Origin of the sequence: Rhodopseudomonas sp. AAP120 (assembly GCF_001295845.1) — a bacterium.
Classification (GTDB): Bacteria; Pseudomonadota; Alphaproteobacteria; order Rhizobiales; family Xanthobacteraceae; genus Rhodopseudomonas.
On sequence record NZ_LJIC01000166.1, the window covers coordinates 1 to 12109 of the forward strand.

Annotated in this window: 10 protein-coding genes; 1 reads left to right on the forward strand and 9 read right to left on the reverse strand. The window is 64.9% G+C overall.

All coding sequences use genetic code 11. From position 1 onward, the window contains the following. Positions 1-122: 122 nt before the first annotated feature. The 3 genes from IP86_RS23330 to coaD all read right to left on the reverse strand — a co-directional run bounded on the left by IP86_RS23330 (position 123) and on the right by coaD (position 1861). A complete protein-coding gene (locus tag IP86_RS23330; protein WP_054164827.1) occupies positions 123-590 on the reverse strand; it encodes a peptidylprolyl isomerase in 468 nt (155 codons plus the stop codon). Between the two features lie 182 nt (positions 591-772). Further along, entirely contained in the window at positions 773-1336 is a 564-nt protein-coding gene (locus IP86_RS23335) for a peptidylprolyl isomerase (RefSeq protein ID WP_054164828.1), read from the reverse strand. A 27-nt stretch (positions 1337-1363) separates the two neighbouring features. Further along, positions 1364-1861 carry a pantetheine-phosphate adenylyltransferase gene (coaD, locus tag IP86_RS23340; RefSeq protein WP_054164829.1) on the reverse strand — a complete coding sequence of 166 codons (498 nt, stop codon included), beginning with the start codon at positions 1859-1861 and terminating at the stop codon, positions 1364-1366. Positions 1862-2192: 331 nt separating this feature from the next. Between coaD and IP86_RS23345 the strand changes: the two genes are divergently transcribed. Then, a complete protein-coding gene (locus tag IP86_RS23345) occupies positions 2193-2450 on the forward strand; it encodes a hypothetical protein (RefSeq protein WP_054164830.1) in 258 nt (85 codons plus the stop codon). 113 nt (positions 2451-2563) lie between these two features. On the opposite strand, the gene gyrA is transcribed toward IP86_RS23345, so the two are convergent. From gyrA to IP86_RS23375, 6 genes are all read right to left on the reverse strand, one after another. Then, complete coding sequence (gyrA, locus tag IP86_RS23350; RefSeq protein ID WP_054164831.1) at positions 2564-5305, reverse strand: DNA gyrase subunit A; 2742 nt, start codon at positions 5303-5305, stop codon at positions 2564-2566. Between the two features lie 178 nt (positions 5306-5483). Then, the gene (gene hflX / locus IP86_RS23355; protein ID WP_054164832.1) at positions 5484-6854 is read right to left on the reverse strand and encodes a GTPase HflX; all 1371 of its coding nucleotides are present in this window, start codon (positions 6852-6854) and stop codon (positions 5484-5486) included. Positions 6855-6865: 11 nt separating this feature from the next. Next, on the reverse strand, positions 6866-7114 hold the full coding sequence (gene hfq / locus IP86_RS23360) for an RNA chaperone Hfq (RefSeq protein ID WP_002711839.1): 249 nt from the start codon (positions 7112-7114) through the stop codon (positions 6866-6868). 213 nt (positions 7115-7327) lie between these two features. Then, complete coding sequence (locus IP86_RS23365; RefSeq protein ID WP_054164833.1) at positions 7328-8185, reverse strand: D-amino-acid transaminase; 858 nt, start codon at positions 8183-8185, stop codon at positions 7328-7330. A gap of 37 nt (positions 8186-8222) precedes the next feature. After that, a complete protein-coding gene (gene ntrX, locus IP86_RS23370) occupies positions 8223-9590 on the reverse strand; it encodes a nitrogen assimilation response regulator NtrX (protein ID WP_054164834.1) in 1368 nt (455 codons plus the stop codon). A 17-nt stretch (positions 9591-9607) separates the two neighbouring features. Then, positions 9608-11896, reverse strand: a complete 2289-nt coding sequence (locus IP86_RS23375) for a sensor histidine kinase NtrY-like (protein WP_054164835.1) — start codon at positions 11894-11896, stop codon at positions 9608-9610. Positions 11897-12109: the final 213 nt, after the last annotated feature.

A 12109-nucleotide genomic window follows, 5' to 3' on the forward strand; every position in this document is an offset into this window, starting at 1 on the left:
GGGGTGAGGGGGCGTCACCACGAGGCCGAGACTCGGTGAGACGCCCCCTCACCCGCCCGGCTTCGCTTCGCTACGCCGGTCACCTCTCCCCGCGCGCGGGGAGAGGTGACGGCGCCGCGCAATCAAGCCGCCGCGTCGGCGGCCATCGACGCCTTGACGATCTTGTCGGGGTTCTGCACGGGCTCGCCGCGCTTGATCTTGTCGACGTTCTCCATGCCTTCGATCACCTTGCCCCACACCGTGTACTGGTTGTCGAGGAAGCGGGCGTCGTCGAAGCAGATGAAGAACTGGCTGTCGCCGGAATCCGGATTGGCGGCGCGCGCCATCGAGGCGGTGCCGCGGACGTGCGGCTCCTTGTTGAACTCGGCCTTCAGCTTCTTGCCCGAGCCGCCGGTGCCGGTGCCCTGCGGGCAGCCGGTCTGCGCCATGAAGCCCTCGATCACGCGGTGGAACACGATGCCGTCGTAGAAGCCTTCACGCACCAGTTCCTTGATGCGGGCGACGTGGTTCGGAGCGAGATCCGGGCGCATCTCGATCTTGACCGGGCCCTGGGTGGTTTCGAGGATCAGGATGTTGTCGTTGTCAGCCATGGTCTCTTCTCATCTGGTTTGAGGACTGTCCTGCGATCGAAGAACCGCAGCGTGAAGGCGCCGTCGTCAAGCGACGGCGTGGCCGATGCCGCCTTGCGACGACAAAAGCATGAACGGAGCACTCTGTTTCTATCACGTCGATCGGCGCCGCCGCGCCGGCCGGCGCGGCACGTCGCGGCCGATTACTTGATGTCCGAGGCGACCTGCACCTTGACCATCTTGTCCGGGTCGGAGACCGAACCGCCGGGTGAGCCGGCCGAGGCCTTCTTCAGCTTGTCGACCACGTCCATGCCGGACACCACCTGCCCGATCACGGTGTACTGGCCATTGAGGCTCGGGCCGTCGTCGAACATGATGAAGAACTGCGAGTTGGCGCTGTCGACGCTGTCGCCGCGACGCGCCATGCCGACCACGCCGCGCTTGAACGGCACCTGCGAGAATTCCTGCTTCAGGTTCGGATATTTCGACCCGCCGGTGCCGTTGAACTTCTCGCCGTCGCCGGTCTGCGCCATGAAGCCGGCCATCACGCGGTGGAACGGCACGTTGTTGTAGAAGCCCTCGCGCGCCAGCTGCTTGATCCGCTCGGCGTGCTGCGGCGCGATGTCGGGACGGAGCTGGATGACGATGCGGCCCTTGGTGCTGTCGATGACGATCGCATTGGCCTTGTCGAGATTTGCCGGCAGCGGCTGCGCCAGCGCCGGCACGGCGAACAGCAGCGCGGCGAAAAGGCCCATCAAACGGATCATGGAAACTCCGATCGGAAATGAAGCCGGTTAACCGGCGACTTTGGATTTCAGGGCGACCGCGACCTCCGGCGGCACGAAGGCCGAGACGTCGCCGCCCATCGCAGCGATCTGCCGCACCAGTGTGGCGGTGATCGGGCGGACGCCGACCGAGGCCGGCACGAACACGGTATGGATGGTGGGCGCCATGGTCTCGTTCATGCCGGCGATCTGCATCTCGTAGTCGAGATCGGTGCCGTCGCGCAGGCCGCGGATCATGATCGTCGCGCCGACCTGCTGGGCCGAGGTCACGGTCAGGTTGTCGTAGGTGGTACAATCGAACTCACAACCCGCCCCGCGCGCGACCGGCTCGAACACCTGGCGCACCATTGCGAGTCGTTCGTCGGTCGTGAACAGCGGCTTCTTGCCCGGGTGAATACCGATCGCAACCACAAGTTTGCCACATAACGCGACCGCGTGGCGGACGACGTCGAGATGGCCATTGGTGACGGGATCGAAGGAGCCGGGATACAGCGCGATACGGGACATACTTCCGTCTAGCGCGCCCGCAAGACGCCCGCAAGCCGGCGTGGTTCCGGCCTCCAGCCGGCTTTTATTTCGCTCCGCGAACCGAACCGAAAGCCGCGCTCGCGCGTCTATTGCAGGACGAATGGGGCGCTGAAAACGTTACGGTTTTTGCCGCAATGTTTCGCCGAACCTTGGCCGGAGAAACAATTTGGCGGCGCAATGAAACGCGATTGCGCGTCGACGAAGACGTTCTGAAACCGGCTTTGGCTAAACCATTCGCATCGGGAAGCGACAAAACGATCCGGGTTGAACGGCAAACAAGCCGATCCCGGCTGGAACACAGGGGACCGCTATGATCAAGGCTCTGTCAGCCATCGCCATCGCAGCGTTCGTGGCCGCCGCCCTCACCATTCTGCCGGGCTTCGCGCCGCGCGTCGAAGCCAGCGTGCCGGTCGCGCTCGCCAAAGGCGATCGACTGGACATCCGCCCGGTCGGCACCAGCTGTTCCGAGCAGGCCTGGCCCAACTTCGAACCGTCGTGCTTGCGCAATGCCGACCGCCGCCACGCCCCGATCCAGCAGGCGCGCCTGGTGACTGCGGAACGCCCTTGAGGGTTGCGCGTTAGTGCTCTGAAATCTCCAAGCGCTTTCCCTCCAGGAGCGCTCTCTGAAGGCCCCCGGAGTGCCCGCCGGGGGCCTTTCGATTCGGCCGCAGGCCGGCGGGATCAACCGCCGTTGCTGGTCTCCGCTTCCTCGGCTTCCGGAATATGTTCGACCGACACGACCTTCTCGTCGTCCGCAGTGTCGAACACGATCACACCCTGGGTCGAGCGGCCGGCGACGCGGATGCCTTCGACCGGGCAGCGGATCAGCTGGCCGGCGTCGGTGACCAGCATGATCTGATCGCTGTCTTCCACCGGGAACGACGCCACCAATTTGCCGTTGCGGCCGTTCACCGACATCGCGCCGATGCCCTTGCCGCCGCGGCCCGTGGTTCGATACTCGAACGAGGAGGTGCGCTTGCCGTAGCCGTTCTCCGAGATCGTCAGCACGAACTGCTCCGAAGCAGACATCTCGGCATAGCGCTCGACGCTGAGCGATGTCACCGCCTCGGCTTCCTCGGCTTCGACCTCGGGCGTCTCGACCACATCGGCTTCCTCGCCGGTCGCGGCACGGCGGCTGGCTCCGGATTGCTTCAGATAGGTGGTGCGCTCGGCCGGCGTCGCCTCGAAGTGCCGCAGGATGCTGAGCGAGATCACCTTGTCGCCGTTTGCCAACGCGATGCCGCGCACGCCCATGGACGTACGCCCGCTGAACACGCGGACATCCGGCACCGGGAAGCGAATGCACTGACCGCCGGCGGCGGTGAGCAGCACGTCGTCGCGTTCGGTGCAGATCTGGACGTCGACGATCGCTTCGCCGTCGTCGAGCTTCATGGCGATGATGCCGGAGCGGCGGACATCGACGAAGTCGGACAGCTTGTTGCGGCGAACGTTGCCGCCGGTGGTGGCGAACATCACGTCGAGTTCGCTCCACGAGGCTTCGTCCTCGGGCAGCGGCATGATCGTGGTGATGCGCTCGCCCTGCTCCAGCGGCAGGATGTTGATCAGCGCCTTGCCGCGGCCATTGGGCGGCGCGATCGGCAGGCGCCAGACCTTCTCCTTGTAGACCTGGCCGCGCGACGAGAAAAACAGCACCGGCGTGTGCGTCGAGGCGACGAACAGCCGCGAGACGAAATCCTCCTCGCGCGTCGCCATGCCGGAGCGACCCTTACCGCCGCGGCGCTGCGCCCGGTAGGTCGACAGCGGCACGCGCTTGACGTAGCCGGCGTGCGACACCGTCACCACCATGTCCTCGCGCTGGATCAGGTCTTCGTCTTCGACCTCGCCTTCCTGCTCGATGATCATGGTCTTACGCGGTGTCGCGAACTCCGCCTTCACGGCGCCGAGTTCGTCCTTGACGATGCTCTGCACCCGCGCGCGCGAGCGCAGGATGTCGAGATAATCGGCGATCTCGAGCGCAAGCTTGTCGAGCTCGTCGGAAATCTCTTCGCGGCCCAGAGCTGTCAGGCGCTGCAGCCGAAGATCCAGGATCGCTTTGGCCTGCTCGAACGACAGCCGCGCGGTGCCGTCCTCATTGAGCTTGTGCCGCGGATCGTCGATCAGCGTGATCATCGCCGCGACATCGGCCGCCGGCCAATCACGCGACATCAGGGTTTCGCGCGCCGTGTTCGGATCGGGTGAATTGCGGATCACCCTGATGATCTCGTCGATATTCGCCACCGCAATCGCGAGACCGACGAGAATGTGGGCGCGGTCGCGCGCCTTGTTGAGCAGGAACTTGGTGCGCCGCGTGACGACCTGCTCGCGGAACGCGACGAAGACCTGCAGCAGGTCTTTCAGATTCATCAGCTGCGGTCGGCCGCCGTCGAGCGCAACCATGTTGGCGCCGAAATTGGTCTGCAGCGGCGTGAACTTGTAGAGCTGGTTCAGTACCACTTCGGGCACCGCGTCGCGGCGCAGCTCGATCACCACGCGAAAACCGTCGCGATCGGACTCGTCGCGCAGATCGGAAATGCCCTCGATCTTCTTCTCGCGCACCAGTTCGGCGATGCGCTCGACCATCGTGGCCTTGTTGACCTGATACGGGATCTCCGAAACGATGATCGCCTCGCGGTCCTTGCGGACGGTTTCGATTTCGACCTTGCCGCGCATCACGATCGAGCCGCGGCCCGTGTTGTAAGCCGAGCGAATGCCGGCGCGGCCAAGGATGATGCCGCCAGTCGGGAAGTCCGGGCCTGGCACGATGGCGTTGAGATCCTCGATCGACAGCGCCGGATCGTCGATCAGCGCGACGCAGGCGTCGATGACTTCGCCGAGATTGTGCGGCGGGATGTTGGTCGCCATGCCGACCGCGATGCCGCCGGCGCCGTTGACCAACAGGTTCGGAAACTTCGCCGGAAGCACCTGCGGCTCGCGCTCGGAGCCGTCGTAGTTCGGCTGAAAATCGACCGTGTCCTTGTCGATGTCGTCGAGCAGCGACTGTGCGATCTTGGTCAGACGGGATTCGGTGTAGCGCATCGCCGCCGGCATATCGCCGTCGACCGAGCCGAAATTGCCCTGACCGTCGATCAGCGGCACGCGCATCGAGAAGTCCTGCGCCATGCGGACCAGCGCGTCGTAGACCGACTGGTCGCCGTGCGGGTGATACTTACCGATGACGTCGCCGACCGTACGCGCCGACTTGCGATACGGCTTGTTCCATTCGAAGCCGTTCTCGTACATGCCGTAGAGAATACGCCGGTGCACCGGCTTCAACCCGTCGCGGGCATCCGGCAGCGCACGCGCCACGATCACGCTCATCGCGTAATCGAGGTAGCTCCGCTTCATCTCGTCGAGAATGGAAACGGGGCGGATATCCGAGGGCGCCAACGGCTCCCCGGGCTTATCGTCGTCTTTGTCGGACAAGGGTGAGTTCCGGTCAGAATCTGATGCGAATCATATACCGCATCGGGCCTTGGCAGGCCACCCTCACCGGCTCAGTTTGGCAGGTTTTTACGCCCGTTTTTCCAATGACTTAGCGGCCATTCGGAAGACGTCGTCGAGGAGCGCTGCGGGGCACCGGGCCGCGCCTCGTCGAAGCGGCTCAGTCTTCGCGCGGGACCGCCTGAAAGCGCTCGATGATGGCGTCGCGCTTGGTCTCGTCGGCGCGCACCGTCATGGCGTAGCGGCCGTCCTGCAGCTCCTTGGCCAGCACCTCGGCGTTGCGATGCAGCCAGCTGACGCCGGCGCCGTCGGCGGCATCGATGGTCAAATCGAGCACTGTGCGGGTCGCGGCAAGGCGCTGCTCGATCGCGAGCAGCAGATCGTCTACGCCCTCGCCGCTCACGGCGGAGACCAGAAACACCGGACGGTCTGGATCGCGGCGAGCCGCGATATTGGCCAGTTCTTCGCGCTGCTCGGGCTCGAAGCGATCGATCTTGTTCCAGACTTCGAGAATGCGGCCGCCGCTGGAATCAACGCCGAGTTGGCGCAATACGGTGTCGACGTCGCGTTCCTGGGCTTCGGCGTCTTCGTGGCTGATATCGCGGACGTGCAGGATCAAATCGGCTTCGAGAACCTCCTCAAGCGTTGCGCGGAAGGCCGCGACGAGCTGGGTCGGCAGGTTGGAAATGAACCCCACGGTGTCCGACAACATGGCTTTTCCACCATGTGGCAAACTCAAGGCACGCAGCGTCGGGTCGAGCGTGGCGAACAGCATGTCGGCCGCCTGCACCTCGGCGCGGGTCAGGCGGTTGAACAGCGTCGACTTGCCGGCATTGGTGTACCCCACAAGCGCGACGACGCGGTACGGTACCCGCTGCCGGCCGGCGCGGTGCAGCCGGCGGGTCGCTTGCACCTTCTTCAGCTCGTTCTCCAGCCTAGTGATGCGTTCGCCGATCAGCCGGCGATCGGCCTCGATCTGGGTTTCGCCGGGGCCGCCCATGAAGCCGAAGCCGCCGCGCTGGCGTTCGAGATGGGTCCAGGATCGCACCAGCCGCGAGCGCTGATAGTTGAGATGCGCGAGCTCGACCTGCAGCGAGCCTTCCTTGGTCTTGGCGCGGCGGCCGAAGATTTCCAGAATGAGCCCGGTGCGATCCAGCACCTTGGTGTTCCAGGCCTTCTCGAGATTGCGCTGCTGGATCGGCGACAGCGCACAGTCCATCACCACCAGGTCGGCGTGATGCGCCGCGATGACGCCGACGATTTCCTCCACCTTGCCCTTGCCCAGATAGGTCGCGGGCCGGATCTGGCTGATCGGCGTCAGCACCGCCTCGGCGATCTCCAGATCGATGGCGCGCGCCAGCCCCGCCGCCTCGTCGAGGCGGGCGTCGTTGTCACGCACGGCTTGATGGTCGGACGCGTCGGGATCGCCCTTGCGCACGCGCAGATACGGCCCGACGACAATCACGCGTCCGGTCTGGCCGTCGGCTGCTTGCGGGCGATCGGCGTCCGCGCCGAAACTACGGGGTTCCAATCAGAACCCTCTCAAGCTGGAGAATCCTCGCCGCCCTCGAACAGCTGGATCGGTGCGCCCGGCATGATCGTCGAAATCGCATGCTTGTACACGAGCTGGGAGTGTCCATCGCGCCGCAACAACAGGCAAAAATTATCGAACCACGTGACAATTCCTTGCAACTTGACCCCGTTCACCAAAAAGATCGTGAGAGGAGTTTTTGTTTTTCGAACGTGGTTCAGGAAGGTGTCTTGTAGATTTTGAGCGCGGTCTGCCGCCATTTTTATTCCCGCAATTGGAATGGGTCTTTTCTTGCCGCAGCGTGTCTCTCTTCAGAAACGTGTCTCTTCGGAAACTGCGTCTCACCGGAGCTTCGCAACGGTTGCCAGCCTCCCTGAGATCCCCCTCTGAAAGCCGACAGCGGATTAGAGAGTACGCTTGCTTGTTAGGCAAGCAGCTAAATCGGACGTCGCGCCTTCCGTCACACGAAAAAATCAGGAAAACGTCGTGAAGCGGTGAAACTGCTCCCGCAGCCGCAGCGCCACCGGTCCGGGTTTGCCGCTTCCGATGGCATGCCCGTCGATCGCAACCACCGGCATCACGATCATGCTCGCCGCGGTGACAAACGCTTCCGCCGCGCCGGCGGCCTCCTGCGGCGTGAACGGGCGCTCCTCCAAGCGGATCTGCAACGCTTCGAGCGCCTCCTTCAGGACGCTCCGGGTTATCCCTGACAGGATGCCCGACTTGTCCGGACGCGTGACGACGCGTCCCTCCTCCGTCACGATCCAGGCGTTGCTGGATGAGCCCTCCGTGACAAAGCCGTCACTATCCACATACCAGGCCTCGTAAGCCCCCGCCTCCCGCGCCGCCTGCTTGGCCAGCACGTTCGGCAGCAGCGCGGTGCTCTTGATATCGACGCGCGGCCAGCGGTTTTCCGGCACGGTGATCACCTTGATGCCACGCGCGGCATTGGCGGCGCCCTTGGCCGGATCAATGCTGCGTGCGGTCACGACGACACTGGGCTTCACGCCGGCCGCCGGGAAGCCGTGGTCGCGCCGCGCGACGCCGCGGCTGATCTGCAGATACACGATGCCGAACCGTACGCGATTGCGTCGCACGACCTCGTGCATCACGACGGACAGCGCCGCCAACGGCATCGGCTCGGCGATGCGCAGTTCGCCGAGCGAGCGCTGCAGCCGCGCCAGATGCCGCGGCATGTCGACGAGCTTGCCGCCGCGCACTTCGCAGACTTCGTAGACGCCGTCGGCGAACTGATAGCCGCGGTCCTCGATATTCACGCTGGCGTCGCGCATGTCCTGATAGCGGCCGTTCACATAGGCGATACGCGACATCGGTTGGATCCAATGATGTTTGTTGTTGAAACGACGATCAGCCGACGCCGAGCGCCTTGAGCTTGCGGTGCAGCGCCGAGCGCTCCATGCCGACGAACTCGGCGGTGCGCGAGATGTTGCCGGAGAACCGGCTGATCTGCGCGATCAGATAGTCGCGCTCGAAGACTTCGCGGGCTTCGCGCAGCGGCAGCCCCATGATGTGCTCGCCATTGTTGCCGGTCGGCATCGTCGGCACCATCGAGCCGACGTCCTGCGGCAGCATGTCGGCGGTGATCACCGCGTCTGGGCCGCCGCCGGCCAGGATCATGACGCGCTCGACGTTGTTGCGGAGCTGGCGGACGTTGCCGGGCCAGACGTGCGATTGCAGCACCGCCATCGCGTCCTGCCCCATCTGCCGCTTCGGCAGGCCGGTCGCGACCGAGATCTGCTCCATGAAGTACTCGATCAGCTCGGGAATGTCCTCGCGCCGCTCCGACAGCGGCGGCACCCGGATCGGCACCACCGACAGCCGGTGATACAGGTCTTCGCGGAAATGCCCGGCGGCGATTTCCTCTTCGAGATTGCGCGCGGTCGAGGAGATGATGCGGACATCGACATTCACCTTGGCGGTGCCGCCAAGGCGTTGGAAAGTCTGCTCGACCAGCACCCGCAGGATCTTGTTCTGGGTCTCGCGCGGCATGTCGGCAATTTCGTCGATGAACAGCGTGCCGCCATGCGCCTCTTCGAGCGCGCCGGCCTTGCGCGGCTGCTCGCCGTTCGGCTCGGTGCCGAACAGTTCGACCTCCATCCGCTCCGGCGTGATCGCAGCGGCGTTGATCACCACGAACGGGCCGTCGGCGCGACTCGACGCGTTGTGCAGCGTGCGCGCGGCCAGCTCCTTGCCGGAGCCGGACGGCCCGACGATCAGGATGCGGCTGTTGGCCTTGGCAGCGCGCTCGATGGTCTGGCGCAGCTGGTTCATGCAGGCCGATCGGCCCATCAGCGTCGAGGCCGACGGCGCCTGCTGCTTCAGTTCGCGCACCTCGCGCTTGAGCCGCGAGGTCTCCAGCGCGCGCGTCGCCACCAGCAGCAGCCGGTCGGACTTGAACGGCTTCTCGATGAAGTCGTAGGCGCCGCGCTTGATCGCCGCCACCGCGGTTTCGATGTTGCCGTGCCCGGAGATCATCACCACCGGGACCTCGGCGTGCTCCTTCTTGATCTGCTCGAGCAACTGCAAGCCGTCGAGCTTGCTGCCCTGCAGCCAGATGTCGAGGAAAATCAGGTTCGGACGACGGGTGGCAATTTCAGCCAGCGCGGAATCGCTGTCGCGCGCGGTGCGCGTGCTGAAGCCCTCGTCCTCGAGAATACCGGCAACGAGATCGCGGATGTCCGCTTCGTCGTCGACGATCAGGATGTCATTCGCCATGTGTCACGCCTGTCAGTTCAGCCGCTGCTCGCGACTTCTCTCGTTGGTTCGTTGCCGGCAGTGGGTTTTGGTTCACCGGCTGGCGGTGTCACGGGCTGGCCGGACATCGCAAATCGTAATCGCATCCAGGCCCCGCGCTGGCCGGGCCGGATATCGGATGCGTCGTTGAGTTCGATTCCGCCGCCGTGGTCGACCAGCACGCGACCGACGATCGCGAGCCCGAGCCCGGTGCCCTTCTCGCGTGTCGTCACGTAGGGTTCGAGCAAACGCGAACGGCTTTGTTTGGGCAATCCGATGCCATTATCGATGACATCGATGACGATGTCTTCGCCGTCGCGCGCGGCGACGACCTCGATCTTGCCCTTGCCGAGTTCTTCCTGCGGCACGGCCTCGATCGCTTCGGTAGCGTTCTTGATGATGTTGGTCAGCGCCTGCGAAATCAGCCGGCGATCGAACCGCGCGCGCAGCGGATCGTCCTTGATCTCCGCTTCGATGTCGACGTCGGGATGTCCGACCCGCATCAGGAATACGACCTGCCGCACGGTGTCGGCGACGTCCTCGCCCTCGATCACCGGCTTCGGCATCCGGGCGAAGCGCGAGAACTCGTCGACCATGCGGCGGATGTCGTCGACCTGGCGCACGATGGTGTCGGTGCACTGTTCGAAGATGCCCTTGTCCTCGACGATCACCTTGCCGAATTTGCGCTTGATGCGCTCGGCGGAAAGCTGGATCGGCGTCAGCGGATTCTTGATCTCGTGCGCGATGCGGCGCGCGACGTCGCCCCAGGCGGAGGTGCGCTGCGCCGACACCAGTTCGGTGATGTCGTCGAGCGTGATGATGTAGCTGTCGCGGGTGTGGCCGGTCTGCTCGGCGGTGACGCGCACCGACAGGATGCGTTCGCGGCCGTCGCGGTTGATGGTGATCTGGCCCTGCACCAGCCGCTGCGAGCCCTCGCGCGCATTGGCCATGATCTCGTCCAGCTCGGGGATGACCTCGGACAGCGGATGGCCGAGCGTCTCCGATTCGGAGTGCCCGATCAGCTTCTCGGCAGACCGATTGAGGATGCCGATCGACAGCGAGCCGTCGACGCCGATGATGCCAGCGCTCGCCGACGACAGCACGGCCTCGATGAAACGGCGCCGGCTGTCGATCAGCTCGCTGGCGCTGACCAGTTCGTCGCGCTGGGTGCGCAGCTCCTGCGTCATCTTGTTGAAAGTCTCGCCGAGTTGCGACAGGTCGCCTTCGGACTTGAACACGGGGACCTGCACCTGCAGGTCGCCGGTCGACACCAGCTTGGCAGCGCCCATCAGCCGGCGGATCGGCGCCACCAGCCAGTTGGCGAAGTTCAGCCCGATCAGCACCGACGACATCAGCACGGTGAGCGCGATCACCGTGAACATCAGCGCGAACGCGACCTGCACGCCGAGCCGGCGCGCCTCGATCTCGGCATATTCGGCGACGCTGGCCTGGGTCTGGCGCAGCTGTGCCACCACCCGCGGGTCGAGCAGGCGCGCCACATAGAGGAAAGTGTCCTCGAAGCCGCGCAGCCGGATCACCGCGGCGACGTAATTGGCCTCGATGAACACCGCGATCTGCGGCTCGGTGTCGTCGACATTGCTGAGGAATTCCGGCGCCGGCGTATCGAAATCACGCTGGATGCCGGTCTGCGCCGACGCCAGAATGTGGCGGTCCTTGTCGATCAGCATCGCGCCCGGCAGGTTGCGGGTCTTGGCGCTCGCAGTCAGGAATTCCTGAAACGACTTGCGGTCCTGGTCGAACAGCGGGCGGGCATGGGAAATGTCGTTGGCCATGCCGAGGATGTCGCCGCGGATCAGCTGGCCGTGCTCGTGCAGATAGGCGTTGGCAACGATCAGCGAATTCTGGATCACCGCCCGGGTCGGGCCGGAGAACAGCCGGTCGAGGCCACGGTCGAGCGTGACGTTGGCTACCACCGAGACCAGCACCGCCGGCAGCACCGCGATCACCGAGAACAGGCTGACGATCTGGACGTGCAGCCGCGCCGCCGCCCGACCGCGCCGCCGCGCCTGGATGATCTTCCAGACCTCGTGGGCGATGATCCCCACCAGCAGCAGCACGGTGGCGGCATTGATCATCAGGAACGTCACGACGACGTCCCGGGTCGGGGCGATCGGCGTCAGGCCGGTGAGGACGACGAAGGTCAGGAACGCCGACAGCAGCGCCACGCCGACGGCGATCGGCGCCAGCAGCTTGCGCCAGGTGGCGGTGCGCGGCTCGGCGATCGAGGGGTCGTCAACGGTTGGGGCCGACGTCTCTGCGGTGGTCATTCTGGCAATGGTCATTGAATGCGAATGGCCGCCTCCCGCAGGCGACCATGTGATGCATTCCTACAACATTGTTGCTCAATTGCGACAATATCGCGGCGCGTCGCCCAAACCACCTCGGGCGACTACGCGGTCCACAGCAGAAAGACTTGTCCCGGCGTCTCAGCCGCCGGTGCGGTACACCTGAATATCGAGGTCGCGGATCTTCTTGCGCAG